We start from the raw sequence: 26,199 nt of genomic DNA, 5'->3' as shown, positions 1-26,199 counted from the left end.
TCGTTTCGGACGGCTCGTAGGGTCGCTGCGACGTGAAGGGTGGTCGACGGTGCGCCTGCGAGGGCGCCGTCGACCACCCTTTTGTTTAATTCGTCTGGCCCGGCGCCGATCATCATCTGTTCGCCGGGCGATTGCGATGCCGCCGCTTGCCGATACGCGGCTCCTTACGTTGTGCGCATCCCATCGTTCTGGCAGCGTTTCCTGCAGTTAATCTCCAGAGCTCGAGGCGGTGGCCCCTATGAGTAATCTGCTCGAATCCATTCTGCGCGTCGGTATGACCGTGTTCATCGTCGGCCCGCTCACTGCATGGGTCGCCCGCCGCGGCGCGCGCGAGCGCAGCGAGGCAACGGACAGCCTCGATTGCTTCACGGTGCGCATGCCCGCAGCCATCCGCACGATCATCGCCTGCTGCGCCGTCGCGTTCGAACTGCTCATGCTGGGTGTCTACGTCTGGCAGGGCGTCTCGCTGGGCGAGTGGGACCACGAACTTGTGTGGTTCGGTCATGCCATGGCGCTCGCGGGTATGGCTATCTGGGCCTTGCTGAGCATCCCGCGTATCGACGTGGACGGTGGGCGCATTCTCTCGCGTAACGCCTTCGGCATCCGCAAGGAGACGACGTTTGGCAGCATCACCCGTGCAACGCTTCACGCGCAGATGATGAGGATCGACCTGTTCGAGGGCGACCGGAAGTTCTGCTCGATAAGCCTCGAGGGGGTGTGCTCGCTCAACCTCCTCGCCCGTCTGGAGGAAGAGGGCATCGAAGTCTCGGACGCCGTCGACGGTCCCATGACCAAGGCGGGCCTGTGTTGGTCTGCCATCAAGCCGTTGACGATTGTTTTCAACGGCATGGCCCTCGTCTTCTCGCTCGTCCTCGCCTTCATGGCGGTCTTCACCGACGAGGGTGCGCGCCTGCTCGTGCTCATCCCGTTCCTGTTCCTGTTCATAGGGGGGTTCCTGCCCCTGCTCATGCTCGGCATGCCGGCCCGCGGCATCCTCGAGATCGGCAGGCAGGAGCGCGCGCTCGGCTTCTCCTTCTCCGAGGAGATGGCAAGCCGAGGTGCCACGGGTACTTCGCTTGTCGATGACGATTGGTTCATCGAGATCAGCAACGCCCGCGTCGTGGCGTTTCGCCGCGATTACCTCAAGAAGATCACGGCGCACGAGAACAGCGAGAGCGGCGACCGCTGCACGGTGACCACGAGGGGTGGTCGCAAAATCAAGGTGTATGCAAGCGGGCAGCACGCTCGAGGACCTGCGCACGTGGTTCAAACAGGGTGCCAAGGTCAGAAGCACACTCGACCGCGCGGGGGACGCACTCGAGGCGACCGTTTGATTGGGTTGCCTGCCTAGGATCCAAAACGGGAAGGGGCGCTGTCGGCGCCCCTTGTCATACCAGGCCCGCTGGCCAGCGAGAGGCCTGCAGGTCGACATGTCCGTTGGCGAGGAAGGCAACGCCTTCGTCCTCGAGCAGTGTGCGCTGCGCCTCGGGCCCACCGAAGGCGAAGCCCGCAGCGAGGCGGCCGTCGGCAAACACGATGCGATGGCAGGGGATGACGCCCGGTTGAGGGTTGACGTGCAGGGCATATCCCACGTAACGGGCTCGCCTGGGCTCGCCGACGAGCTTGGCGATCTGCCCGTAGGTGGCGACCATGCCCGCGGGAACCTGTGCGACCATCTCGTAGACGCTCCCGAAGAAGCCCTCGCGGTTCCTATCAGCCATCACAAACCTTTCAGTGCGCGGGTATCGGCGCGCCCGCGAGCAGCGGACGCGCTACGCCTCCAAATACCTCTCGACAAGCTCCTCAAACGCGCCGTCCATGCCCGTGGTCTCGAGCGCGCCGTCGCAGTGGGGGCGCACGTCGTCGGTGACGTTCGCCACGCCCACGCCGAGTCCAGCGGCCTGGATCATGGAGAGGTCGTTGGCGGAGTCACCCACCGCGATGACCTCGCTCATGGGGATACCGAGCATCTCGGCCAGGCGCTTCAGGCCGGCTCCCTTGTTCACGCCTGCGGGCATGAACTCGAGGTAGCGCTTCGAGGAGAACGTGATCTCGACGCCAAGGCGCTGCGCCAGGGGCTCAAGATCACCCCCGAGCTTCTGCAGTGCGTCAAAGTCCCTGTTCACAAACAGGATCTTCACGATGTCGCGCCCATCCAGGAAGGACAGGTCGGGGTGGTCTGCGCTCGAGATATGCGTCACGCCGCTGATCGAGGTGAGGTACGCACGCTCGTCGTCGTCCGCATCGGGCACGAAGACGTGTCCGTCAGCGACGTTGATGTGCATGCTAAGCCCCAGCTCAAGGCCCTTTTGATAGAGCTGCTCGGCACAGTCGCGCGAGAGTCCGCAGGTGGTGAGCGGGCAGGGGTCGCCCACGCGGTTGATAAACCCGCCGTTGTACGACAGAACGTATCCGCCTTCGAGCAGCGACGCATCGACGGCCGCGAAATTGTGCATGATGGACGAGTACCAGCGCCCGCTTGAGGGGACGAACAGAACCCCCAGCTCCTTCATGCGCTTGAGCGCGCGGATGTTCGCCTCGGGGATGGCGTGATTGGAGTCGAGGAAGGTCTCGTCCATATCGCTTGCAACAAGGCGGTACATGCTAGTACACCATGCCCATGGCCTCGCGCACCTCGGCGAGCGTGGCCTCGGCGACCTCGTTAGCGCGGCGGTTGCCCTCGTGCAGGACGTCCTTGACGTAGTCCATATCCTGCACGAGCTCCTCGCGGCGCGCGCGGATGGGGGCGAAGTGCTCGTTCACGCTCTCGGTGACGTACTTCTTGAGCGCGCCTGCGCCGCCCATGCCGATCTCCTCGGCGATCTCGACCTCGGAGCGGCCGGTGCAGATGGCGGCGGTGGAGAGCAGGCCGGACACACCGGGACGGGCTTCGGGGTCGAACGTGATCATGCGCTCGCCGTCGGTCTGGCTCTTCTTGATGCGCTTGGCCGTCTCCTCGGCGGTCATGGAGATGTTGATGGCGTTGCCGTAGGACTTGCTCATCTTGCGCCCGTCAAGGCCGGGCAGCAGCGGCGTGTCGGACAGCAGCGCGTCGACCTCGGAGAACACCTTGCCGTAGCGGTTGTTGAACTTGCGTGCGATGGTGCGGGTGAGCTCGATGTGCGGCAGCTGGTCGCGCCCGACCGGCACCACGTTGCCCTTGCAGAACAAGATGTCGCACGCCTGGTGCACGGGGTAGGTGAGCAAAAGGCCGGTGAGCTCATGGCCGCTGGCCTCCATCTCGGCCTTGACGGTGGGGTTGCGCTGCAGCAGGGCCTCGGAGACGAGCGGCAAGAACGGCAGCATGAGCTGGTTTGCCGCGGGCACGGCGGAGTGCGTGTAGATCATCGTCTTGTCGGGGTCCAGGCCGCAGGCCAGGTAGTCGATGACCATGTTGTAGACGTTGTCCTGGATGTTATCGGTGCTGTCGCGGTCGGTGATGACCTGGTAGTCGGCGATGAGCACGTTGGTGTGCACGCCCATGTCCTGCAGCTCGACACGGCTCTTGAGCGTGCCGAAGTAGTGGCCCAGGTGCAGACGGCCGGTGGGGCGGTCGCCGGTGAGCATGGTGTACTTCTCGGGGTGCTGCGGCAGGTCGGCGCGGATCTGGTTGCTGCGCTCGAGGCTGACCTCATAGCTGAGCTCGTTGGGCATGCTGTCTCCTTTTGGGTTGAGTGCCTGGCCGGCATTGTCGGTCTTGGTTGAAGATGAAGCTACCAGAGAAACGGCGTCTCTTGCCGGAATCAACGATGGTTTTCGCCGTGTCGTCCCGCAGGGCCGTTTCCCTTCTTGGGAAGGAGCCCCTCGATATGCTCGAGCCGCTCCTCATGGGCCACGTGCGCCGCGCGCTCCTCGGCGGCGAAAGCGGGGTCTTCGGGCGTGACGGTCTCATCTCGCTGTCGACTCCGGTACCACCGCGACGGCGCTCCTGAGCCTGCTCGTCGACAAGCCGGTGACTATCTACACCACCAACGGCTATGCATGTCGGTTTACGGGCGAGCTTGCTGCTAAGGTGGTGGTAATTGGCGGCGACTTCAACCCCGTTACCTGCTCGCTCACCGGTCCTATGGTTGAGAGCGCGCTGCGCGAGCTGTACTTTGACCGGGCGTTTATAGGTGTCAACGCGGTGGACGAGGACCGCGGTATCATGACGCCAGGTTATCCCGAGGCTATCAAAAAACGTATCGTGATGCAGAATTCCCAGGCGAGTTACGTACTCGCCGATAGCTCCAAGTTCCACGTGTTTTCAAATGTAAAGGTGTGCGACCTGGAGGGCTTTACTGTTATTTCCGACAGGCGCGACTCCAAAATCGGCGAACGCGTCAAAATGATCACGGCCTAGGACACTGGGGCATCGCATCTTGCCCTCAAGCCGTTGCCCACGTAACGAAGCGTGGGGCAAACGTGCGCCCCATTCCTGATTTGGGGACTAGCTTAGTTCGTCGGCTATTTGGTGCTCGTAGAAGGCTTCTACTACGGCGTTAAAGTCGCGGGCGAAGTCTTCCATGGTTCCGCGCCAGGTGGCTCGGCCGGGCTTTCCTTGGCCCACATAGGCGGTTTGAATACCGCAGGCGGGGCTGGGGAAGTCGCGCTTGGGGTCGTTGCCCACCATAAGGACCTCGTGCGGTTCGAGCCCCATGGCCTGCAGCTGCTCCAGGTAATAGGTGGCATCGGGCTTGCAACGGGTGGCGTTTCCCATGTGCGTCACGAGCTCAAAGGGGGCGTCGGCCAGGTCACCCCAACCCATGCGGCATTCAATGGCCCCCTGGGGAAAGCTGGGGTTGGTAAAGAGTGCGCAACGCAGTCCTGCGTCCCGTACAGCCTGGAGTGCGGCGTGTGCACCCGGCATGGCGTGGGCATTGATGGCATCGTCATTCTTGTACGGGAGAACTTCGCGTTCATAGTAGGTAAAAGCCTCATAGATGAGTGGGTCCGAGAGGCAGATGCCGCACCTGCGCTCGACCTCGGTGCGGTAAAACTCAAGATTGGTGCGATTGTCCGTGCCGCTTCGGCGATTGGCGTTGAGGTCGATCAGGATGGTGCCGAGGCGTGCCATCGTACCACCGCGGCTGCATCGTCCGATATCCGCGAGCATTGACGAGACATCCTTAAAATAGCGAAGGATAAACGCGTTGAGATTGATGCTGAGAAGCGTCTCGTCCATATCGAAAACGACTGCTTTGAGCACGCGGGCACCTTTCTCGAAAAATCGTTTAGAACGTTGGCTCCGGATACTTTACCCCAAAGCCGTATACTCAACTGCTTATCGTCAACTTATGGAGACGGTCGTTCACAAGATTGCGAAAAAGTCTCCATACGAGTAAAAAATCGCAGTTCACGCTTGAAATCGAAGTGATTTCCACGTAACCTATACGAACGTGATTGCATAAGCGTCACATTAGTATCTGTCGGCTCCCGAGTGTTCCTAAACGTTGTGTGCTTGTCGCACCCTTCTGTAGGTCCTAGCAATCGGGGCCCCGTAGTTCGAAAGGGGTCCACCTTTGAGTGAGATTCAGAACTCGTCCATTTTCTCTCTTGACGATGTCAACGAGGAGGAGATGAACAACCTCATCGACGGTACGATTACCGACTTTGATGAGGGCGATCTCGTTAACGGTACTGTCGTTAAGATCGAGCATGACGAGGTGCTCGTTGACATCGGATTCAAGTCCGAGGGCGTTATCCCGGTCCGCGAGCTGTCCATCCGCAAGGACGCTAACCCTGCAGACATCGTTGCACTCGGTGATTCCATCGAGGCCCTGGTTCTCCAGAAGGAGGACAAGGACGGTCGTCTGGTCCTTTCCAAGAAGCGTGCCGAGTACGAGCGTGCTTGGAACCGCATCGAGGAGAAGTTCAACTCCGGCGAGAACGTCGAGGGCGAGGTTATCGAGGTTGTCAAGGGCGGCCTGATCCTCGACATCGGCCTGCGTGGCTTCCTGCCCGCTTCCCTCGTCGACCTCCGTCGCGTCAAGGACCTCACCTCCTACATGGGCACCCGCATCGAGGCCCGCGTCATCGAGATGGACCGCAACCGCAACAACGTCGTTCTCTCCCGTCGCGTCGTGCTTGAGGAGTCCCGTAAGGCCGAGCGTTCCGAGATCCTGTCCAAGCTTAAGTCTGGCATGCGTCTCCAGGGCACCGTTTCCTCCATCGTCGACTTCGGCGCCTTCGTCGACCTCGGCGGTATCGATGGTCTCATCCACATCTCCGAGCTCTCCTGGAACCACGTCAACCATCCTTCCGAGGTTGTCAAGGTCGGCCAGGAGGTCGAGGTCGAGGTTCTCGACGTCGATCTCAACCGCGAGCGCATCTCCCTGGGTCTCAAGCAGACCACCGAGGATCCGTGGCGCGCACTGGTCAAGAAGTACCCCGTCGGCGCTATCGTCGAGGGCACTGTGACCAAGCTTGTCCCGTTTGGCGCTTTCGTCGATCTGGGCGAGGGCATCGAGGGCCTGGTGCACATCTCCGAGATGGCCAACAAGCACGTCGACCAGCCTTCTCAGGTCACCCACGTGGGCGACAAGGTTCAGGTCAAGGTCATGGAGATCGACCTCGACCGTCGTCGTATCTCCCTGTCTATGAAGTCCGCTGCTGAGACTCTGGGCGTCGAGATCGAGGTTACCCCGCTGCCTTCCGAGAAGAAGGACGAGGAGACCGACGCCGAGTAAATCGGTTTGACGATCACTTGCTTTAAGGGATCCGTCCGCAATGGACGGGTCCCTTTTTTGCGTTTGCCGGTGAGGTGCGCAATGCTACTCGTGCGCAATGCTGTCCGGGCTGTTCACGGGGGCTATTGGGTTGTCGGTGCATGAAAATGCCGACATCCCGCCTCGGGGAGGAGGCGGGAACGCACCGAGTAGACGGAGGGGTGCGGAGCGCGGTCGCGTCTCGACTGGCGACGTTGCCCATCGACAACCCTATTGTACTGCATGGCATGGTTCTTGGTATATCGTGTCGAACGCTTGTGTTGTGCCTTTGCCTGCAGCAACGGTGTGTTACACTCTTGCACTGCTGAGTGGGCCAGACGGTCGCGCGATGTGCTGCTTGCGGCACGCGTGAGGAAAGTCCGGGCTCCAGAGGGCGGGATGCCGGCTAACGGCCGGGCGGAGTGATCCGACGGAAAGCGCCGCAGAAAAGAAGACTCCCACCTGCGCCGCAAGGCGTAAAGGGAAAAGCTGAAACGGTGGTGTAAGAGACCACCAGCGTCGTGGCAACACGGCGGCTTGGCAAGCCCCATCCGGAGCAAGCGCGAATAGGAACGCTATGGGCCGGCCCGGTCCGCGTTCGGGTAGCGTGCGTGGAGCTGCACGGTAACGTGCAGACAAGATAAATGACCGTTCACGACAGAACCCGGCTTATAGGCCCACTCGGCACTTTGTTGACGCTGCGAACCCGTCAGCGCGACAATCTGCCTTTCAAGCCTTCGGGCATGACCATAAGGTCAATGCCCTCGTCTTTCAAGGCACCTTGCTCGCGCTGACGGGTTCTCGCTTTCGTTGACGGAATCATCGGCGGTTCCGTTCTTGGCATCTCGCTGTTTTTGCCTGGTCATCGGCAGCCTCATTCCTGTTGCAATCTCGTCTTTCAAGGCACCTTGCTCGCGCTGACGGGTTCTCGCTGTTGGTGACGGCATCATTGGCGTTTTCGCTCTTGTTGGCGAGGACAACGGTGCTGTCTTTGCCGTATTATTGAGGCTGTTTGTTGCCGCGCTTAGTTTTGTTGAGGGGCTTTGTTGGACAGCTATTTTACCCTGCGATCGAATATTGAGGCTTCTGGCGAGTTTGTGGATCGCAAGAGCCGGTTTATTGCCCAGCTGGTCCATATTGAATCCGAGGATGAGGCGAATGCCTTCATCGAGATGGTTCGCAAGCGTCATTACGACGCTCGACACAATGTTCCCGCGTGGATTTTGGTCGATGGACGCGAGCGTCAGAGTGATGACGGTGAGCCGAGCCGCACGAGCGGCATGCCGACGCTCGAGGTGTTGCGCGGCGCTGGGCTCAAAAATGTTTGCTGCGTGGTGACGCGCTATTTTGGCGGCACGCTGTTGGGGCCCGGTGGCTTGGTGCGCGCCTATACCGCGGCGACGCAGGCGGCGGTGGCAGCTGCTCAGGAGGCAGGGCAGGTCGTTGAGATGACGAGCGTCGCGCCTGTTGACGTGCACGTGGCCTATCCGCAGTATGAGCAGGTGCTTCGTTTGGCGCAGGATTCGGGTGCCAAGGTTTCGGATACCGATTACGCGGATGCCGTGACGATTCATTTGGTGTTTAAGGCGGGGGAGCAGGAGCCTTTTTGCGCTAAGATGCGCGAGCTTATGGCGGGGCGCGAGGAGATTGAGGTCGGCGCTCCCAAATTTGCCGAGTTCTAACGGCGACGGCCGGCGTGCTTTTGGATGAATCCCAAGCACGCCGGCCGTCGTTTTCTGTTGCCGCCGTTTACTCGGCGAGCTGCTTTAGCACATCGCAGGCGATCTCGATGGCGTCGTCGATGCAGCCGGGGCAGCTGCGGAGCGGACCATTGTCCGATCCGATGCCCTTGAGCGTGCCGCAGACGGTCGTCGTGTTTTTCGTTTTAAAACGCTTGGCGATTTCGCGCGACAGCTTGTAAGTCTGGCCCTTGGTCTTGGGGTTATCCATGCCGTCGCTCATTACAAAGCCCATGATGGCCACGGCGCCCGAGATAGCGCCGCAGGTCTCGGTCATGCCGCCCATGCCGGCGCCAAAGCCCTCGGTGAGGATAAAGGCGGTCTGGGGGTCGAGCCCGACGGCGGGTGCGAGCGTGCAGGCGACGGCCTGTGCGCAGTTAAAGCCACGGGCGTGGTATTCGGCAGCCTGAGCCTGACAGGCGGTGATGTCGAGCTGGGCAGTATCGATTTGCTTCATCGTTGTCTCCTCGGTAACGGTGTACTCGCCTATGGTACCCTTGCCGATGCATTTGTTCATCGAAAGCCTCATGTATGCCTCATTTTTATCTATCGAATAAATGCCAAGATCTGCGATAAATGCCCCCGGTTGATTTGTCTCATAACCTACCTTGGGGATGGGTTGAGAGGGGTGCGGGGTAGCGGTATCGTGAACCGGATAAAAATGTAACCCAGGCAAGGGAGCTAGATATGAGCGAGCAGACCATCGGTACGACATGTGTTCAGGGCGGCTATCACCCGGGAGATGCGGAGCCGCGCCAGGTGCCCATCTACCAGTCCACCACGTGGAAGTACGACACGTCGGAGCACATGGGCAAGCTGTTTGACCTGGAGGAGTCTGGCTATTTCTACAGCCGTCTGCAGAACCCTACGTGCGATTTGGTTGCCGCCAAGATCTGCGAGATGGAGGGCGGCACCGCTGCGATGCTCACGAGCTCGGGCATGGCTGCGAACTTCCTCGCGATCTTTAACGTGGCCGGCGCCGGCGATCATGTGGTCGCAAGCTCGGCCATCTACGGCGGTACCTACAACCTGCTTGCCCATACCATGGGTCGTATGGGCGTTACCTGCACGTTCGTTGCCCCCGATTGCACCGATGAGGAGCTCGAGGCAGCCTTTGAGCCCAATACCAAGCTCGTCTTTGGCGAGACGATCGCCAACCCCGCCCTTGCCGTGCTCGATATTGAGCGCTTTGCCAAGGCCGCGCATGACCACGGCGTGCCGCTGATGGTCGACAACACCTTCCCGACGCCCGTGATGTGCCGTCCCTTTGAGTGGGGCGCCGATATCGTTACGCACTCCACCACCAAGTACATGGATGGACATGGGGCCTGCCTGGGCGGCGTGATCGTCGACCACGGCCAGTTTGACTGGATGGCCCATGCGGACAAGTTCCCGGGTCTCACCACGCCCGATGAGAGCTACCACGGCGTGACCTATGCCGAGAAGTTCGGTCGCGAGGGCGCCTTCATTACCAAGGCAACCGCTCAGCTCATGCGCGACCTCGGCCCCATGCAGAACCCGCAGGCGGCGTTTTTCCTGAACAGCTCGCTCGAGAGCCTGCATGTGCGCATGCCGCGTCATTGCGAGAACGGCCTGGCTGTTGCCAAGTTCCTGCAGAGCCATCCCAAGGTGCGCTTCGTGAGCTATCCGGGTCTGGAGGGCGACAAGTACTATGACCTAGCTCAAAAGTACATGCCCAACGGTACCTGCGGCGTTGTGAGCTTTGGCTTTAACGGTGGTCGCGCGGCGGCCGAGACCTTTATGAAGAGCCTCAAGCTCGCTCAGATCGCCACGCATGTGGCCGACGCCCGCACTTGCTGCCTGCACCCCGCTAACGCCACGCACCGCCAGATGAACGATGAGGAGCTTATCGCCTGTGGCATCTCCGCCGACATGGTGCGCCTGTCGTGCGGCCTCGAGGACACGGCCGATCTGATTGCCGACCTTGAGCAGGCGCTCGAGCAGTGCTAGGCTAGCGTTCGTGCAAGGCGCCGATGCCGGCAGAAAGCTTCGGCGACCTTTAGCTCCGATACCGTAGGCGGGGCCCCAATCGCGACTGTTTGCAGGCGATTGGGGCCCCGTTTTTGTGTTGCGCCACTCGAAAGGATGGATATGGAGAAACCGCAGAGCAACTGCGCCACGAACACATAGCTGTTGAGGGGGACACCCATGGCAAGAACAAATGGGCGATTCTGTTTACGGTGCTCATCATGACGTTTATGGTGTGTCTGGATTCGACCGTCGTGACCGTGGCGCTGCCCGTGATGCAAAAGGAGCTGGGCGTGGGCCTCGATCGCATTCAGCTGGTAAGCTCGGTGTATCTGCTTGCGGCTTTGCGGTGCGATGCGGCTTTGTGGTGCGATGCGGCTTGTAGGGCGGGCGGGGGTCGGTCCGTGGTAGACTATCGAGCAACGTTTATTAATCGCGCGGTATCGTTGCCGCGAGAAGGGGTTGCGCCATGCAGGAGCTTGAGGACCGTATTCGCCATGACGGCATCGTAAAGGCTGGTAATGTCCTTAAGGTTGATGCTTTCCTCAACCATCAGTGCGACGTTGAACTGTTTGACCACATGGGCGCCGAGTGGGCCCGTCTGTTCGAGGATGTCGAGATTAACAAGATCCTTACGATCGAGGCTTCGGGCATTGGCATGGCCTGCATCGCAGCCCAGCATTTTGGCGGCGTGCCGGTGGTCTTTGCCAAGAAGGCGCAGTCCATCAACCTCGACGGCGAGCAGTATGCCACGACCATCTATTCCTTTACCAAGCAGAAGGAGTACCCGGTCATCGTTGGCAAGCGCTTCCTGTCCGAGGGCGACAAGGTCCTGATTATCGACGACTTCCTGGCCAACGGATGCGCGCTCGAGGGTCTTATCAAGATCTGCGAGGCCGCAGGCGCCGAGGTGTCCGGCATTGGCATTGCGGTGGAGAAGGGCTTCCAGGGCGGTGGCGATAAGCTCCGCGAGCGCGGCTTCCGTGTTGAGAGCCTGGCCCGTATCGCCGATATGGACTGCGAGAACGGCGAGATCACCTTCGCCTAAGCGCGCAACACAAGCGATTGGTATGCGATGTGACAAAGGGGGTGTCCCTTTGTCACATTTTTTGTATGAGGGGAGGTGTTGATATGGATGAGAACACGATGGGATGGCGTGAGTATGCGCGCTATGCCGAGATGTCGGTCGAGGAGCTGGCGCGCGATTGCGAGGTGCAGGTGTTTCGCGCGACGGGTCCGGGCGGGCAAGGCGTGAACACGACGGACTCGGCGGTGCGCATGAAACATATCCCTACGGGGATTACCGTGACGGCGCGCGAGAGTCGCAGTCAGTTCCAAAATCGTAGCTGCTGTTTACGTAAGCTGCGCGCTGAGCTTGAGCGTCGCGGGCGTCCACCGCGTCGACGCGTAAAGACCAAGGTGCCTCAGCGCTCTCGCCAGCGCAGACTTAATGACAAGCACTTCAACGCCATTAAAAAGGCCAACCGCCGCAAGCCGGGCGGGGAGGAGTGATCTTCTCGATAAGTTGCGGTGAAATAGGGGCTGTTTTGCGGCTTTACCTGCATAAACAGTCCCTATTTCACCGCAACATAGGGGTGGTTAGCGGGTTGGACGCCAGACTTGGAGGGCGCCGGGTAGGATGTCGACTTCGATGCGCGAGGCGATAACAGGTTCGCCGTCGGCCTGAATGGGGTAGTCGGGCTCCTCAAAGGTGAGCTCGGCATGGCGGCAGCGGCGTATGCAAACCGGCGGCAACTTGGTATGGTGGCCGTCCTTGGCCGAAAGGAACATGGGAAGCGCGACCGCGCGCGGAACGGGGCCGCAGGCGTAGCAAACGTCGAGCATGCCGTCACACGGGTCGGCGTCGGGACAGATACGATAGCCCGAGCCATAGGTGGGGCCCAGCTGAATCGCCATGATGATCGCCCTCACGCGCTCGGCGGGCGCGCCGTCAAAGCTGACTGTCATGGGGTAGTTGCGATAGCGCAGGCCAAACTGTTCAAGTCCCGAGAGGGTGTAGAGCGGAGCGCCGGTGAGGCCCGTCTTTTTGCGCAGCTCGGTGGTGCCCAGGCCGATGGCGGCGTCAATACCGACGGAGAGCGTCTGGTCGTAGTACTCAACGGTAGCCTCGCCGCTACCGCTTGCGGGGTTCCATGAGCGAATGCGACCGATGTCCTGACGCTGCAGCTCGCAGGTGAGCAGCGCGGCAAAATCCTTGCCGGAGAAATCTTCTATACCGAGCGTTTGGGCAAAATCGTTGCCGGAACCCACGGGTAGGATGGCAAGAGCGGGGCGGGGGTCCTCCTTTTGTGCCATAAGCCCGTTGACGACCTCGTGGATCACGCCGTCGCCGCCAAGGGCGATAACGGTGCGATAGCCCTGAGCCTGTGCGGCCAGCTCCTTGGCGTGCCCCATGCACTCGGTCAATACCAGGTCAAACTGGGATGCGCGTGCAGTCATGTCCAAAAAGCGTTGCAGGCGCTCGGCAACTTCGCGCGCCGCACCCGATTGGGCGGCGGGGTTGGCGATGATGAGCGTGCGACCAAAATCAGTTGCGTGCATGGGCGACTCCCGGCATATGGCGTGACGGTGCGGTCGCGCTCGGGTCGAATTGCCCCCCGATTGTGGCTGCACGGCGAATACTTACGTCTACTCTATCAGGTCGTTGTGGCGCTCGATAGCATCCGCTACCGTACCGCCCTCATCCACTATAAGCGAACGGCGCTTGGGTGAGATGATGCGCTGGGCAGGGTACACGCCGCGGTGTCCGCCGGCGAGATAGCTGAGAAAGGCCACGATGACAAAGAACCCGGCGGCCGTGCCGTGGAACAGGTCGATGGCCATCATGCAGGTGGTGATGGGCACGTTAAGGCCGGCACAGAACACGCCGAGCATGCCGAGAGCCGCCAGAAAACTGGGGTCGAGCCCGGTAAGGCAACCGATCCAGCCACCGAGTGCCGCACCGATGCCAAACAGGGGCGTGACCTCGCCGCCTTGGAAACCGGCACCCAGGGTGAGTGCCGTTACGACGAGCTTGATGGCGGCGTCGGCGAGGGTGGTGTTGCCGGCAAACCCGGCGCCCGAAAGCCACGTGGAAAGGCCGGCGTAGTCCCAGGCGTCGAGGAGAGCATAGACAGCCAAAACCACGAGTGCGCCTATAAGTGCGCGAACGAGGTAATTGGTGATAAAGCGACCGTACAGGCTCTTGACGGTTCGAACCGACCAGGCAAAGAGGCGTGCCGTCAGACCGAAGATAATGGCGCTGATAACAACGATAACGACCGTTTTGGGCGTCATGGCGGGAACGCTGGCGATGGCATTCGCTTCGTACTCGGTACCCAGGGCGAGTGATGTAAAGTAGCCGGTAAACGAGGCGACCAGGCAGTAGATCCCTGCGGTGTAGTCGATCTTGCCGATAAAGCACATCTCCATGCCAAAGAAAGCTCCGGCAAGGGGCGAACCGAATACGGCGCCAAAGGCCGACGAGATGCCGGCGAGCATGAGGTCGTGGTGGTCATGCTTTTTGAGGTGGGCGAGGCTTGAGATGTTGCTGGCGATGGTGCCGCCAATCTGCACCGCGGCCCCCTCGCGACCGGCCGATCCGCCCGTTAGGTGCGTGAGCGTGGAGCAGACGAAGGTGAGGACGGCCATGCGCTTATGGATGAGGCGTGTGCCCAGAGCGGAGTCGATGACCAGGTTGTTACCGCGTTTGGCGGCAAGACCGTGGTTTTTGTACGCCCATGCGGTGGCAACGCCCACAACGGGAAGCAGCGCGTAAATCCACGTATGGTGCTCGCGATAGTCGGTCGCGATATTCAACGAGGCCAAAAACGCCCAAGCGGCAACGCCCATGGCGAGCGAGACGATGACGACGAGTACGAGCAACTTAGCGCTCGCGAGTAGGTTGTGGGCATTGCGGCGCGTGTCGGCAGCCAAGAGATGCTCGGAGCGGGTGAGCTGTTGCCTGCCTGCCATGATGACGTCGTTCAGGGAGAAAAAGCCGTCGTCGTCGAGCGGCTGGGAATGATCCTGCGCCTCGTTTGCGCTTTCGGGTTTGTCGGTAAAAGCCATACGTTCCTCTTTTAGGTTGCAACACGAGCATTATAGAACGTGCCAAACGTGACAAACCGGCAGGTTGGTTTCGGTTCTGTTTCGCGGCTTGCGGCCGACAGATGTATTCGAGAACGTGGGTCGTTTCGCCGTCGTGCGGCAGGGGATTATACTGAGACAAGCATAAAGAATTGGCGCCCCCGTTGTGCGCTGTGGCATTAAGAGGTGCATATGGCAGAGAAACTCATTCCGCTGGAGGACGCGCAGTCGATTGTTCTGTCGCACGTTGCTCCGACCGATTTCGTCGAGATTCCCGTGTGGCAGGCCGCCGGTCTTCCCTTGGCCGAGGACGCGGTGGCCGATATCGACATTTCGCCGTTTGCCAACAGCGCTATGGACGGATATGCCGTGCGCGCCGTCGACCTCGCCAAAGCGTCCACCGATGCGCCCGTGACGCTTTCTGTCGTGGGGCACGAGGCGGCGGGCCATGTCTTTGAGGGCGCAATCGGCGCGGGCGACACGGTTCGTATCATGACGGGCGCGCCGGTACCTGAAGGTGCCGATGCCGTGGTGAAGTACGAGATCGTCGATGTGCTCGACGGTGACGGCAACGAGGGTTCGCGTGTGAGATTCTCGGCGCCTGCCAAGGTGGGGGAGAACGTTCGATCGGCTGCTGAGGAAGCGCATACTGGCGACGTCGTGATGTACGCTGGAGAGGTTGTGGCTCCGGCGGGCGCCGGCTTGCTGGCGAGCGCCGGGTATGCGAGCGTGAAGGTGCATGCCGCGCCGCGCGTGGGCATTATCTCGCTGGGGACGGAACTGGTCGCACCGAGTGACGTGCCGGCGCGCGGGCAGATTCGCGACTCCAACTCGTCGGCGTTGATGGCCGAGGCGCTCGATGCAGGAGCCGAGCCCGTGTTCTACGGCATTGCGCCCGATGATGAGCAGGCGATTGCCGAGTTGGTGCATCGCGCCGCGCAGGAGTGCGATTTTGTCATTACGAGTGGTGGCGCCTCTGCGGGTGATTACGACTATGTGACGGCGCTCGTTCGGCGCGAGGGCGAGGTGCTGTTCGACCGCATCTCGATGCGTCCCGGCAAGGCCATCACGTTTGGCCTACTTGGGGGCAAGCCATATTTGGGACTTTCGGGCAATCCCGCGGCGGCGTATGTGGGCTTTGAGATGCTCGCCCGCCCGGCGATCCGCAAGATGCGCGGCTTTGCCGAGGGCGTGCGTCCCGTGCAGCAGGCGAAGCTCACACACGGCGTGAAGAAGCGACAGCATCGCCGCTTCTTCGATCGTGCCACGGTTTTGCGCGACCCCGAGACCGGTGAGCTGTTGGTGACCGAGGCCAAGACGCAGAATTCGGCGCTGCTCGGCACGATGCAGCGGGCCAACTGCCTGCTGCGTATTGACGAAGGCCCGTGTGACCTCAGGGCGGGCGACGTCGTGGATGTCGTGCGTGTCGACTTGCCTGAGGGCGCGGTGCTATAGGAGGAACGCTATGGAGTTGAAGATTTCGATTGTGACGTGCTCGGATACGCGCGATCTTGCCCAGGACGAGGCGGGTGCTGCGCTCGAGGAACTCATCGCGGCGCAGGGCTGGGCGGTCGCCTCACATGTGGTCGTGCGCGACGACATCAGCGAGATCGGTGATGCCATTGTGGAAGCGGCCGATGAGTACCACGCCAATGTCGTGCTTACCTGCGGCGGCACGGGCCTTTCGATGCGTGACGTGACGCCCGAGGCGACGCGTGCCGTCTGCGACCGCGATGTACCGGGTATTGCAGAGGCAATCCGTGCGTACTCCATGACCAAGACGCGCCGCGCTATGCTTTCGCGCGCCGTGTGCATGCAGCGTGGGCATACGCTTGTCATCAACTTTCCGGGATCAACGAAAGCGGCCCGCGAAAGCTGGGAGGCTGTGAGCGACCAGCTGGAGCACGCAGCTCAAATGACGGCGGGGGGCGGGCACGCCAAATAAGCGCATTACCTGCGGCGGAGTGACCTTACGGGCTGCTCCGCCTTTTTTATGCAGCGACAGTGCGGGCCGTCTCGTGGTTATCGGTAAAGGAAAATTATTAGACGAGAAATATTTATCACAAACACTATTCGTGCAAAAGTATAATCTAGTAACAGAATAAAGCTTGCGGCGGGGTGCCCGGGCGTAGCGTTCGAAAGGGTTGAACATGTTCGATACGGTTTCTCGCCGCGGGTTCGTTTCACTTTCCGCTGTCGCCGCTGCCGGCCTTGGCCTTGCCGGCTGTTCCGGCAACAAGACGTCTGGGCCGACTGGCTCCGATGCCGGCTCCTCCAAGATTTCGTCCAAGAAGGCTGTTGAGCTGCAGGTCTTTGCTGCCAACTCGCTCGAGAAGGCCCTGCCCGAGGTTCAGAAGCTCTATACCGACCAGACCGGCACCACGTTTGCCGACACGCAGTTTAAGGCGTCTGGCGACCTTGTCGAACAGATGCGCGCCGGTGCTGCGGTCGACGTACTCATCACGGCCTCCAAGGGCGCCATGGACGACGCCGAGGCCGCCGAGCTCGTCGACGCCGACACGCGTGAGGACATGTTCGTCAACGACCTCGTGATCATTCGTGCCGAGGGCTCCGATATCAAGGTCGAGGCCATCGCCGACGTCGCGAACCTGGACGGCAAGATTGCCATCGGCGACGCCAAGACCGTTCCCGCTGGCAAGTACGCCAACCAGGCCCTGGCCTCCGTGGGCCTCTACACCGGCACCGAGGGCGACGACGGCGAGTATGCACCCGATTTCGCCGACAAGGTGGCTCTGGCCGACAAGGTCGGCACCGCTGCGTCTTACGTCTCTACGGGCGATTGCGTGGCCGGTTTTGTCTACAGCTCCGATATCTTCCGCTACGACGGCATCGAGGAGACCTTCGTGTGCCCCGAGGACTCGCACAAGCCCATCGTGTATCCCGGCGCTGTCGACGATATCTCCGAGCACGCCGACGAGGCCAAGGCGTTCATCGACTTCTGCCTGACCAACAAGAAAGCCCAGAAGATTTGGGCTAAGTACGGCTTTGAGCTTTCCGCGTAGTTCGCAACATCGCTGCATAACGATATGCTTGAGGGCGGGCGTTCTCGCGATCGCCCGCCCTTTTGATTGAACCGGCGTGTCCGCGCGCCGTTGCCCTGTGTTTGAGGAGTCGCCCGTGCCAAGGAAAACGATTCGCCTGCTCGCCGTGCTGGCTGCGGTTCTGTGCGTGCTGACCGCACCGCCCGGGGTTGCTCGGGCCGAGGCACTCTTCACCACCGCCGATGGCCGCCAGGCGACCGAAGATTCCGCGCTTATCGATGGCGTCGGGTTTGGCCTCAACGCGTTTGAGCGCAATGCCAAGGGCACGGCCCGTGCGTTTGCGGGTCAGCCCGAGGGCTACCGTTTTCCTATCTACAAGAAGACGACCCTCGTGACGGTGACGACGCCTGAGAGCATCGTGGTCTGGCTCGACGCCCATGCCGCCAAAGACGCGGGGCTCGATATCTCAAAGGCAGATGACCAAAAGGCGCTCAAGAAGATGCTCGTGGGGCTCGACAAGTCGCACTCCATGGGTGGGGCGTTGCTGGAGGACTCTAATCTCGAATGGGTCTTTACCTCGGATAACGCGCTGGTGCAGAGCGATTACCGCTATCAGTTTAAGGTGAAGGGCGGCAACGGCGATTACTACACGGTAGTGAATGCCGCCGACGCCGCGAATGCCGAGCTAGATTTGGGTGACGGCGTCCTGTGGAGCGATAACGCCGCCCTCGTGCGGTATGCGGACGTGTCGACGACGGTGCCGCCGTCGCTGGCGGAGCGCGCCGCAGCCTTCTTTGGCGACATCGACTATCGCCCGTTTTGGGTGTCCATTAAAACGAGCGGCCTTGCCCTGCTGATCTCCTTTGCGCTGGGCCTGTTTGCCGCGTGGAAGACTATGGGTACCTCGAGTCGCATCAAGGGCCTGCTCGATTCGGTTTTTACGATTCCTATGGTGCTGCCGCCCACGGTCTGCGGCTTTTTGCTCCTCATGCTGTTTGGCCGCTCGACCGGGGTGGGCCAGTGGCTTATCGCGCACGGCATCTCGATCGTCTTTACGTGGCCGGCGGCGGTGATATCTGCCGTGGTGGTGTCGTTCCCGCTCGTCTATCGTACGGCACTCGGTGCCTTCGAGAGCCTCGACACGCAGATGCTCGATGCGGCGCGCACGCTGGGATGGTCCGAGCGTCGCATCTTTACCAAGCTCATGATGCCGCTCGGCTGGCCCTCCATCGCCGCCGGCACGGTGCTCGCCTTTGCCCGCGCGATGGGAGAGTTTGGCTGCACCCTGTTCTTTGCGGGCAACTACGCCGGTATTACGCAGACCATTCCCATCGCCATTTACTTTGAATGGATGGGCGGCAATACGTCGGTGGCCCTCTTTTGGGTCGTGGTCGTAATCGTGTTTAGTTTCCTAGTCATCCTGTTCATCAACATGTACACGGCGCATTCGCAAAAGTACCGCGAGCGCGGCCTTTCCCGTGCGGAGCGCAAGCAGGCCAAAGATCTCGCCGGACAGGGCGATTCGCTCGACCCGGCGGGCGGCGATGCCTTGCGTATCGATCGCGAGGCGCTGGCCGAGCTCATGCGCGATGACGCCGTCTCGGAGGGAAGTCGATAGGCCATGTCGCTCGTTCTGGATATCAAAAAGCACTATCCCGGGTTTACACTCGACATGCAGCTTGAGGCCGACGAGGAGCGTGTGGCGCTGCTGGGCGCCTCGGGCTGCGGCAAGAGCTGCACGCTGCGCTGCATTGCCGGTGTGGAGACGCCCGATGAGGGCAAGATCGTCGTCAACGGCGTGACCTATTTTGACTCGGCGGCGGGCATCAACCTGTCACCCCAGGCGCGCAAATGCGCCCTGCTGTTCCAAAACTATCAGCTGTTTCCCAACATGACGGTGGCCGATAACGTATGCGCTGGTGTAAAGGACGCGGGCGACGCCGCGGCGCGCAAAAGGTTGGCGGAGCGCTATCTGGGCATTTTCGGTCTGGCCGATTTTGCCGACCGCTATCCCGCGCGCCTTTCGGGAGGGCAGCAGCAACGCGTGGCGCTCGCCCGCATGGTGGCGGCGCATCCGGGCATTTTTATGTTCGACGAGCCTATGAGCGCGCTCGATTCCTATCTTAAGAGCGCCCTCGAGCAGAACATGCTCGACCTGTTCGACGTCTGTAACCGCACCGTGCTCTACGTGAGCCACGACATTGACGAAGCGTGCCGCCTCTGCCAGCGCATCTGCGTGATGCATAACGGGCATGTGGAGGAGATCGGCTCCGTCGAGGACGTGGTCCGCCGTCCGCAGACGCTGGCGGCGCTGCGCCTGACGGGGTGTAAGAACACGAGCCGGGCGCGCAAGATCGGCGACGAAGAAGTTGAGGCCCTCGACTGGGGCATGACTTTTAATGTGGGTCGCGAGGTTCCCGATAATGTGGTGTACCTGGGCATTCGCGCAAGTTACTTCCATGTTGACAACCGTGCCGAGCGGGGTCGCAACAGCTACGACCTGCATGTGGCCCGCGTGAGCGATTCGCGCTTTGAGCGGCTGGTGCTGCTGGACGTACCGCGCGTCGATGCGCCCACGCGCCTGCAGTGGAAGGTCAACAAGGTGGGCGTACCTGTCGACGGGCTGCCGCAAGCGGGCGAGACGCTGCGCATGCATTTTGATGCCAGTAGGATCCATTTGGTCTGTCGATAGCGCCGGGTAATGCCGTCGGGGATATAAGCCTCGGCGGCTTTGCCTTGCCGTTCGCCGAATAAGGGATGACAAACTCTTATCAATCAATTTATTAAACGACGGCACACGATGCTGTCGTACGACGATGCCGCGGGGGCTGCAAGCGTGGCTCTGTGCGGTACGTCCGACGAGGTGATTCCCGAGGGCGAGAAGGTGCTGCCGGCAAATCTGTGTCCGCTCATCAAGTCGACGTACGGCTTTGCCTACTCGCAAAAGTGCCCGTTTACGTACTTTAGCGACATGATCATCGGCGAGACCACCTGCGACGGCAAGAAGAAGATGTACGAGCTGCTGGGGGAGCTCAAGCGTACGCACATTCTGCATCTTCCTCAGGGTCGCGACCGCGCCTACGAGCGTGAAGGCTGGTACGAGGAGTGCCGCCTGCTCAAGGAGGAGCTCGAGGGCTTCTACGGCGGCTAAGGCCGCTGCGGTCGATGGGGTGGATTCGGTGACGTGGACCTGCGTGCAGCCAACCGGGTTCTCCTCGGTCGATGCTTCCGAGCGGCTGCGCGAGGCACTGGCAGCGGCTGGCTATGACGTGGCTGCCGACCTGGCGCGTTCCGGCGAGCCCACCAAGATCAGCAGCATGTGCACGGTGTTTGCCGAGAGCGAGGTCATTAGCCTGATCGGCCGCGGCGAGCCGCGCGAGAACATTGCGCGTGGCGTGATCGAGAGCGTCGTGTCGCGTGTGGCGACCATGGCCTCGCAAGCCGCGGGCGCCCCGTACTATCTGACCGGTGGTCTGTGCGAAAACGCCTATGTCGTCGAGCGTCTTGGGGCATTGGTGGGCTCGCCAGTCACCACCTCGCCCCAGGCCCGCTTTGCCGGTGCCATCGGCGCGGCCATTCGAGCCCAGGCGCTCGCGTAGGGGGCCGGTGCGATAAATTGCCCGCTCTCGGCGCCGTCATGCGTATACTGGGAGGAACTGATTGACCGATGAGAGGAGGTATCGATGGCTGACGATCTCATGAAGCTCACGCAGATGACTGCCGCGAGCGGTTGAGCCGCTAAGTTGGCTCCTGGAGCCCTCGCCCAGGTCCTGGGCGACTTACCCAATGTGCATAACGACAACCTGCTCGTGGGGTTCGATACCTCCGACGATGCGAGCGTCTTCCGCGTTGGCGATAACTTGGGCCTCGTGCAGTCCATCGACTTCTTCCCACCGATGGTCGACGACCCGTTCCTGTTTGGCCAGATCGCCGCGGCAAACTCGCTGTCGGACATCTACGCCATGGGTGGACGGCCGAGCCATGCCATGAACCTGCTTTGCATACCCAGTTGCCTGGGCGTTGAGGTTGCCGGCCAGATTCTGGCGGGCGGCGCCGACAAGTGCGTCGAGGCCTGCTGTGCCATCGCGGGCGGCCACACCATCAACGACGACGAGCCCAAGTACGGCCTGTCCGTGAGTGGCTTTGTCGCGCTTGACCGTATGCTCGCCAACAGCGGCGCACGCGTGGGCGATGTTCTGCTGCTGACCAAGGCGATCGGCTCGGGCATCATCACTACGGCCATTAAGGGCGAGCTCATCGAACAGGATGATGCCAGCCCGATGTTCGACTCGATGCGGACCCTCAACGAGGCTCCGATTCGTCTGGCCGAGGACCTCGAGCTTCATGGCTGCACCGACATCACGGGCTTTGGCCTGATCGGACATGCGTGCGAGATGGCCGAGGGCTCGGGCGTGCAGATTGAGCTTGTGTCGGGGGCGGTGCCGCTCTTTGACCAGGTGCTCGACATGGCACGCCTTGGCATTATCCCTGCCGGCGCCTACCGCAACCAGGACTTTTTTGGCCCGCGCGTGGCTGCCGACGAGGACCTGGAGCCGGGCATGCTGGATGCGCTGTACGATCCGCAGACCTCGGGTGGTTTGCTCATCGCGGCGCCCGCGAGGGATGTGGATGAGCTTGCGCGCCGTCTGCATGTCGAAGGACGTATCGCCTCCGTCGTCGGCCGCGTGTGCGAGCCGGTGCCGGGCGGTTCTGCCGTCCACGTTGTCCGTTAACGACGCGTTTATTGAACTTTGCACCGTTCTAAAATGATTTATTCGAAAGGAAAAGCTATGTCTACCAAGATTGAAGTCAATGCCATGGGCGATGCCTGCCCGCTGCCCGTCGTCAAGACGCTTAAGGCGCTCAAGCAGCTCGATGGCGAGGGCGTTGTCGTGACCTCGGTCGATAACGAGACCGCCGTCAAGAACATCTCCAAGATGGCGCAGGAGAAGGGCTGCACGGCCTCGGTCGAGAAGGTTTCTGACGCCGAGTGGCGCGTGACCGTGGCGACCGCCGGCGCCGTGGCCGTTGCGGACCCCGAGCAGGACGGTGCTGCCTTCTGTGATGCCAGCGCCGGCAAGGGCAAGCTCGTCATTTCCGTCTACACCGACTGCATGGGCCGCGGCGACGACGAGCTGGGCCACAAGCTCATGAAGGCCTTCATCTTTGCCGTGACGCAGCAGGAGGAGCTGCCCGCGACCATGCTGTTCTACAACGGCGGCGCCAAGCTCACCGTCGAGGGCTCTCCGGTGCTCGATGACCTGAAGGGCCTGGCCGAGCAGGGCGTCGAGATTCTCACCTGCGGTACCTGCCTGGACCACTTTGGCATTAAAGACCAGCTTGCGGTGGGCGAGGTCACCAACATGTACGTGATCGTGGAGAAGATGGAGCAGGCCGTACGCGTCGTGCGCCCGTAGCGTATTGGTTGGAGTTGCCATGAGGGAGAAGCGTCCGGCGCTTGTCATCACGTTTCCCACCACGGCGGCCGCCATGGGCTGCGAGTCCCTGTGCATCGAGCGCGGCCTCCCCGGGCGCACGATTCCCGTGCCCGGGGAGGTTGCTGCCGGCTGCGGCTTGGCGTGGAAGGCGTTGCCTGCCGATGAGGAACTGCTGCGCGCCGAGCTTGCCGCAGCTGGTGTTCCCACCGAGGGCTTTACGGTGATTGACATGTGGGAGGTCGTGCGATGATCTACCTGGATAACGCGGCGACGACCATGCTCAAGCCGCAAACGGTGATCGATGCCGTGACGCAGGCGATGTGCTCGCTCGGCAATGCCGGGCGCGGCGCCACGTCGGGTGCTCTCGATGCGGCTCGTACGATTCACGGTTGCCGTGCCAAGCTCGCGCGCCTTTTGGGTTGCCCCAGAGCGGACCATGTGTGCTTTACGCCCAACTCCACGGCTGCGCTCAACACCGCCATCTGTGGCGTGGTGCGCCCCGGCGACCGTGTGGTCACGACGGTGCTCGAGCACAACTCGGTGTTACGCCCGCTCAATCGCCTGTCGGCGGAACAGGGTGTGGCGGTTGAGCATGCGGGCTGCGACGCGAACGGCGTGCTCGACTACGACGAGCTCGAGCGGTTGGTGACGCCGGGAACGCGTGCTGTGGTGGTGACGCACGCCTCCAATGTGACCGGCAACGCGGTCGACATTGCGCGCGTAGCGGCCATGGCCCATGCGGCAGGCGCGCTGGTGATCGTCGATGCCTCGCAGTCTGCCGGCACGGCGAAGATTGACATGGATGCCATGGGGCTCGACGTGGTGTGCTTTACCGGCCACAAGGGGCTTATGGGACCTCAAGGCACCGGCGGCCTGGCCGTGGCGGAAGGCATTGACGTGGCACCGTGGGCCATGGGCGGCACGGGCGTGCACAGCTTCGATGCGCTGCAGCCGCTTGAGTGGCCCACGCGCCTTGAGGCGGGCACGCTCAACGGTCACGGTATCGCGGGCCTTTCTGCCGGCCTCGACTTTATCGAGGCACAAGGCGGGGTCGAGGCGATTGCGGCGCATGAGCGCTCGCTTGCAGAGCGCTTCCTTGCCGGCGTGCGCGAGATTCCGGGGATTAAGCTCTACGGTGCCTTTGACCAGCCGACGCGCTCGGCGATCGTTTCGCTTAACGTGGGCGATATCGACTCTGCCCAGATTTCGGATGCGCTCATGCAGGGGTGGGGGATTGCGACGCGCCCCGGCGCCCATTGCGCCCCGCTCATGCACCGCGCGCTCGGGACTGAGCGTCAGGGTGTCGTTCGTTTCTCGTTTGGGTATTTCAACACGGACGGGGAAGTCGACACCGCGATTGACGCGCTCCGCGATTTAGCCTGCTAGAGCGTATATACTTGCGGGACGGGTCTTTTGCCCGTCCCGTTTTTGTTTCGACCCGAAAGGTGGTCCCATGGCCTCATCCGCCCCGCGCGGCCTGCGCTCCGACCATGTCGTTACCGTCGGCATCGCCCTGTTCTCGATGCTCTTTGGCGCCGGCAACCTCATTATTCCGCCGCTGTTGGCGCTGCAGGCAGGCTCTGCCACGCCGCTCGCCATGCTCGGCTTTCTGATTGCCGCCATCGGCCTGCCCGTCATGGGCTTTATCGCCGTGGCGCTTGCCGGAACGGCGCGCGAGCTGGCCGGGCGTGTGCATCCTAAGTTTGGCGAATTCTTCGTTGCGGCGGTGTATCTAGCCATCGGCCCGTGCCTGGCTATTCCGCGCACGAGCTCCACGGCCTTCGAGATGCTGGTGCCGCTGCTGCCGGAGGGCGTCTCGCTCGGCACGGCACGTCTGGTGTTTGCCATCGGGTTCTTTATCGTCGCGTTTGTGCTCACGCTGCGTCCGGGCGTTATCACGCGCGTGCTCGGCCGCATTACGGGCCCCGCGCTCATTGCGCTCATCGTGCTGGTCGTGGGTGCCGCCGTGGTCTCGCCGTTGGGTCCGGCTGCCGCGCCGCAGGCTCCCTACGATGCGGGCGCCGCCGTGCAGGGCTTTCTGACCGGCTATCAAACCATGGACCTGCTTGCGTCGCTCGCCTTTGGCATTATCATCGCCGAGACCATCCACGAGCTGGGCGTGACCGATGACAAGCGCGTGGCCTTCGAGATCTCGCGTTCCGGTGTGATCGCCGGCGTGCTCATGGCCATCATCTACTGCGGCCTGGCGCTTGCCGGCATGCAGCTCGGCACGGTTGTGCCCGATGCCACCAACGGTGCCGCCATCCTTGCCCGCTCTGCCTCCATGCACTTTGGTCTTGCCGGCACGGTCGTGGTCTTTGCGATCTTTTTCCTCGCCTGCATGAACGTGTGCATCGGCCTCATCAGCTGCTGCTCGCGCTACTTCTGCGAGACGTATGTGGTCGAAGGGGGAGCGGAGGCTTCCGAGGAGGCTATGCGCCGCCCCTTCGCGGTTCTCGCCTTTGTGTTCGCGGCGTTTTCGTGCGTGCTCTCCAACGTGGGCCTCGACGCGATCCTCATGTTCTCGGTGCCTATGCTCAATGCCCTGTATCCCGTTGCCATCGTGCTGGTACTTATGGGCCTGGTGCACGGCTTTTGCGACGCTCATCCGCAGGTGTGGGTCTGGGTCGGCGGCGTCGTCGCGGTGCAGAGCGTGATCACCTCGGTCCGCGACGCGTTTTTTGCGGGCGCGTGGCTGCCATTCGATGCGCTGCCGCTGGCGGATATTGGAGCCGCGTGGGCGCCGGCCGCCGTTGTGGCGTTTGTGATTGGCCTGCTCCATAGCCAGTTTGTCACACATTCGAGGAGCTAGGGTATCGTCGCTTGCACAGGAGGGAAGTCTCCCCTATAATTTCCTTCGCTTTGGGACACGCAAGGTTTAGACCTTAGCTGCTCAACACCTTCGGGACGTGGCGCAGTTTGGTAGCGCGCCTGCTTTGGGAGCAGGATGTCGCAGGTTCAAATCCTGTCGTCCCGACCATATCTTGCGGGCGTAGTTCAATGGTAGAACCCCAGCCTTCCAAGCTGATGACGCGGGTTCGATTCCCGTCGCCCGCTCCAACAAAACAGCAGGTCAGAGGTATTAAAGCTTCTGGTCTGCTTTTTTAGTCGCAATGTTCGGTCGCAAAAAAGTCGCAAAATACTTTCCATTGGCGCTTTTCGATTGCGACTGTTTGCGTTGGGTGTGTTCCTCGGTGCGGTTGCTTGGCTGCTGTTCGCTCTCATCTCCGCATGGGAAACGTTCAGAGTGTGTCAT

26 protein-coding genes, 2 tRNA genes and 1 other RNA gene are annotated in these 26,199 nt (G+C 61.6%); 22 read left to right on the top strand and 7 right to left on the bottom strand.

Annotated features, from left to right (window positions below; genetic code table 11):
* The first annotated feature begins 238 nt into the window (after nucleotides 1-238).
* Nucleotides 239-1,351 (top strand): hypothetical protein, encoded by a 1,113-nt coding sequence (locus ACQRC0_RS02725; RefSeq protein WP_427727580.1) that lies wholly within the window; start codon nucleotides 239-241, stop codon nucleotides 1,349-1,351.
* Between the two features lie 37 nt (nucleotides 1,352-1,388).
* Here ACQRC0_RS02725 and ACQRC0_RS02720 read toward each other — a convergent pair whose 3' ends face one another.
* Genes ACQRC0_RS02720 through trpS form a run of 3 tightly spaced genes read right to left on the bottom strand, consistent with a single transcriptional unit; the run spans nucleotide 1,389 to nucleotide 3,654 of the window.
* A complete protein-coding gene (locus ACQRC0_RS02720) occupies nucleotides 1,389-1,721 on the bottom strand; it encodes an MGMT family protein (RefSeq protein ID WP_427727578.1) in 333 nt (110 codons plus the stop codon).
* 51 nt (nucleotides 1,722-1,772) lie between these two features.
* Nucleotides 1,773-2,603 carry a Cof-type HAD-IIB family hydrolase gene (locus ACQRC0_RS02715; RefSeq protein ID WP_427727576.1) on the bottom strand — a complete coding sequence of 277 codons (831 nt, stop codon included), beginning with the start codon at nucleotides 2,601-2,603 and terminating at the stop codon, nucleotides 1,773-1,775.
* A 1-nt stretch (nucleotide 2,604) separates the two neighbouring features.
* Nucleotides 2,605-3,654 (bottom strand): tryptophan--tRNA ligase, encoded by a 1,050-nt coding sequence (gene trpS, locus ACQRC0_RS02710; RefSeq protein WP_427727574.1) that lies wholly within the window; start codon nucleotides 3,652-3,654, stop codon nucleotides 2,605-2,607.
* Nucleotides 3,655-3,952: 298 nt separating this feature from the next.
* Between trpS and ACQRC0_RS02705 the strand changes: the two genes are divergently transcribed.
* Complete coding sequence (locus ACQRC0_RS02705; RefSeq protein ID WP_233543837.1) at nucleotides 3,953-4,342, top strand: hypothetical protein; 390 nt, start codon at nucleotides 3,953-3,955, stop codon at nucleotides 4,340-4,342.
* An 87-nt stretch (nucleotides 4,343-4,429) separates the two neighbouring features.
* Here the strand turns inward: ACQRC0_RS02705 and ACQRC0_RS02700 are convergent, their stop codons facing one another.
* Nucleotides 4,430-5,188 carry an HAD family hydrolase gene (locus ACQRC0_RS02700; protein ID WP_427727572.1) on the bottom strand — a complete coding sequence of 253 codons (759 nt, stop codon included), beginning with the start codon at nucleotides 5,186-5,188 and terminating at the stop codon, nucleotides 4,430-4,432.
* Between the two features lie 313 nt (nucleotides 5,189-5,501).
* On the opposite strand from ACQRC0_RS02700, the gene rpsA reads away from it, so the two are divergent.
* The 3 genes from rpsA (at nucleotide 5,502) to ACQRC0_RS02685 (ending at nucleotide 8,368) form a co-directional block, all read left to right on the top strand.
* Nucleotides 5,502-6,668, top strand: a complete 1,167-nt coding sequence (gene rpsA / locus ACQRC0_RS02695; RefSeq protein WP_154515317.1) for a 30S ribosomal protein S1 — start codon at nucleotides 5,502-5,504, stop codon at nucleotides 6,666-6,668.
* 344 nt (nucleotides 6,669-7,012) lie between these two features.
* Nucleotides 7,013-7,374: RNase P RNA component class A (rnpB, locus tag ACQRC0_RS02690), an RNA gene on the top strand.
* Nucleotides 7,375-7,729: 355 nt separating this feature from the next.
* Nucleotides 7,730-8,368 carry a YigZ family protein gene (locus tag ACQRC0_RS02685; protein WP_427727570.1) on the top strand — a complete coding sequence of 213 codons (639 nt, stop codon included), beginning with the start codon at nucleotides 7,730-7,732 and terminating at the stop codon, nucleotides 8,366-8,368.
* A gap of 67 nt (nucleotides 8,369-8,435) precedes the next feature.
* Here the strand turns inward: ACQRC0_RS02685 and ACQRC0_RS02680 are convergent, their stop codons facing one another.
* Nucleotides 8,436-8,942: a C-GCAxxG-C-C family protein gene (locus tag ACQRC0_RS02680; RefSeq protein WP_427727569.1), complete on the bottom strand. Its 507-nt coding sequence runs from the start codon at nucleotides 8,940-8,942 to the stop codon at nucleotides 8,436-8,438.
* Nucleotides 8,943-9,112: 170 nt separating this feature from the next.
* On the opposite strand from ACQRC0_RS02680, the gene ACQRC0_RS02675 reads away from it, so the two are divergent.
* The 3 genes from ACQRC0_RS02675 to ACQRC0_RS02665 all read left to right on the top strand — a co-directional run bounded on the left by ACQRC0_RS02675 (nucleotide 9,113) and on the right by ACQRC0_RS02665 (nucleotide 11,926).
* Entirely contained in the window at nucleotides 9,113-10,396 is a 1,284-nt protein-coding gene (locus ACQRC0_RS02675) for an O-acetylhomoserine aminocarboxypropyltransferase/cysteine synthase family protein (protein ID WP_427719685.1), read from the top strand.
* Nucleotides 10,397-10,883: 487 nt separating this feature from the next.
* Complete coding sequence (locus ACQRC0_RS02670) at nucleotides 10,884-11,462, top strand: xanthine phosphoribosyltransferase (protein ID WP_427727567.1); 579 nt, start codon at nucleotides 10,884-10,886, stop codon at nucleotides 11,460-11,462.
* A gap of 83 nt (nucleotides 11,463-11,545) precedes the next feature.
* Nucleotides 11,546-11,926, top strand: coding sequence for a peptide chain release factor family protein (locus ACQRC0_RS02665; RefSeq protein ID WP_427727566.1), 381 nt, complete (start codon nucleotides 11,546-11,548; stop codon nucleotides 11,924-11,926).
* A gap of 87 nt (nucleotides 11,927-12,013) precedes the next feature.
* On the opposite strand, the gene ACQRC0_RS02660 is transcribed toward ACQRC0_RS02665, so the two are convergent.
* Complete coding sequence (locus ACQRC0_RS02660; RefSeq protein WP_427727564.1) at nucleotides 12,014-12,976, bottom strand: diacylglycerol/lipid kinase family protein; 963 nt, start codon at nucleotides 12,974-12,976, stop codon at nucleotides 12,014-12,016.
* 87 nt (nucleotides 12,977-13,063) lie between these two features.
* The gene (locus ACQRC0_RS02655; protein ID WP_427727563.1) at nucleotides 13,064-14,485 is read right to left on the bottom strand and encodes a chloride channel protein; all 1,422 of its coding nucleotides are present in this window, start codon (nucleotides 14,483-14,485) and stop codon (nucleotides 13,064-13,066) included.
* Nucleotides 14,486-14,695: 210 nt separating this feature from the next.
* Between ACQRC0_RS02655 and ACQRC0_RS02650 the strand changes: the two genes are divergently transcribed.
* The 14 genes from ACQRC0_RS02650 to ACQRC0_RS02585 all read left to right on the top strand — a co-directional run bounded on the left by ACQRC0_RS02650 (nucleotide 14,696) and on the right by ACQRC0_RS02585 (nucleotide 26,003).
* The gene (locus ACQRC0_RS02650) at nucleotides 14,696-15,958 is read left to right on the top strand and encodes a molybdopterin molybdotransferase MoeA (RefSeq protein WP_427727561.1); all 1,263 of its coding nucleotides are present in this window, start codon (nucleotides 14,696-14,698) and stop codon (nucleotides 15,956-15,958) included.
* Between the two features lie 10 nt (nucleotides 15,959-15,968).
* Nucleotides 15,969-16,448, top strand: coding sequence for a MogA/MoaB family molybdenum cofactor biosynthesis protein (locus ACQRC0_RS02645; RefSeq protein WP_427719679.1), 480 nt, complete (start codon nucleotides 15,969-15,971; stop codon nucleotides 16,446-16,448).
* 205 nt (nucleotides 16,449-16,653) lie between these two features.
* Nucleotides 16,654-17,526: a molybdate ABC transporter substrate-binding protein gene (gene modA, locus ACQRC0_RS02640; protein ID WP_427727559.1), complete on the top strand. Its 873-nt coding sequence runs from the start codon at nucleotides 16,654-16,656 to the stop codon at nucleotides 17,524-17,526.
* A 115-nt stretch (nucleotides 17,527-17,641) separates the two neighbouring features.
* Nucleotides 17,642-19,123, top strand: a complete 1,482-nt coding sequence (gene modB, locus ACQRC0_RS02635) for a molybdate ABC transporter permease subunit (RefSeq protein WP_427727557.1) — start codon at nucleotides 17,642-17,644, stop codon at nucleotides 19,121-19,123.
* A 3-nt stretch (nucleotides 19,124-19,126) separates the two neighbouring features.
* Complete coding sequence (locus ACQRC0_RS02630; RefSeq protein WP_427727554.1) at nucleotides 19,127-20,197, top strand: sulfate/molybdate ABC transporter ATP-binding protein; 1,071 nt, start codon at nucleotides 19,127-19,129, stop codon at nucleotides 20,195-20,197.
* 108 nt (nucleotides 20,198-20,305) lie between these two features.
* Nucleotides 20,306-20,656, top strand: a complete 351-nt coding sequence (locus tag ACQRC0_RS02625; RefSeq protein ID WP_427727553.1) for a 2-hydroxyacyl-CoA dehydratase — start codon at nucleotides 20,306-20,308, stop codon at nucleotides 20,654-20,656.
* A gap of 28 nt (nucleotides 20,657-20,684) precedes the next feature.
* The gene (locus ACQRC0_RS02620) at nucleotides 20,685-21,104 is read left to right on the top strand and encodes a BadF/BadG/BcrA/BcrD ATPase family protein (RefSeq protein WP_427727551.1); all 420 of its coding nucleotides are present in this window, start codon (nucleotides 20,685-20,687) and stop codon (nucleotides 21,102-21,104) included.
* Between the two features lie 84 nt (nucleotides 21,105-21,188).
* Complete coding sequence (gene selD / locus ACQRC0_RS02615; RefSeq protein WP_427727549.1) at nucleotides 21,189-22,238, top strand: selenide, water dikinase SelD; 1,050 nt, start codon at nucleotides 21,189-21,191, stop codon at nucleotides 22,236-22,238.
* Between the two features lie 57 nt (nucleotides 22,239-22,295).
* Nucleotides 22,296-22,922 (top strand): sulfurtransferase-like selenium metabolism protein YedF, encoded by a 627-nt coding sequence (gene yedF / locus ACQRC0_RS02610; protein WP_427727548.1) that lies wholly within the window; start codon nucleotides 22,296-22,298, stop codon nucleotides 22,920-22,922.
* A 19-nt stretch (nucleotides 22,923-22,941) separates the two neighbouring features.
* Entirely contained in the window at nucleotides 22,942-23,193 is a 252-nt protein-coding gene (locus ACQRC0_RS02605; RefSeq protein ID WP_427727546.1) for a DUF3343 domain-containing protein, read from the top strand.
* Nucleotides 23,190-24,329, top strand: a complete 1,140-nt coding sequence (locus ACQRC0_RS02600; protein WP_427727545.1) for an aminotransferase class V-fold PLP-dependent enzyme — start codon at nucleotides 23,190-23,192, stop codon at nucleotides 24,327-24,329. The genes ACQRC0_RS02605 and ACQRC0_RS02600 overlap by 4 nt, the downstream gene beginning before the upstream one ends.
* 67 nt (nucleotides 24,330-24,396) lie before the next feature.
* Nucleotides 24,397-25,755: a branched-chain amino acid transport system II carrier protein gene (brnQ, locus tag ACQRC0_RS02595; RefSeq protein ID WP_427727543.1), complete on the top strand. Its 1,359-nt coding sequence runs from the start codon at nucleotides 24,397-24,399 to the stop codon at nucleotides 25,753-25,755.
* Between the two features lie 91 nt (nucleotides 25,756-25,846).
* Nucleotides 25,847-25,923: transfer RNA gene (locus ACQRC0_RS02590), tRNA-Pro, on the top strand.
* Between the two features lie 6 nt (nucleotides 25,924-25,929).
* Nucleotides 25,930-26,003, top strand: a tRNA-Gly gene (locus tag ACQRC0_RS02585).
* The last annotated feature ends 196 nt before the right edge of the window (nucleotides 26,004-26,199 follow it).

Origin of the sequence: Collinsella sp. SGI.033, assembly GCF_050315135.1 — a bacterium.
GTDB lineage: Bacteria > Actinomycetota > Coriobacteriia > Coriobacteriales > Coriobacteriaceae > Collinsella.
Note: the sequence above shows the minus strand (reverse complement) of the source record. Positions and strands in the feature narration are given on the sequence as shown.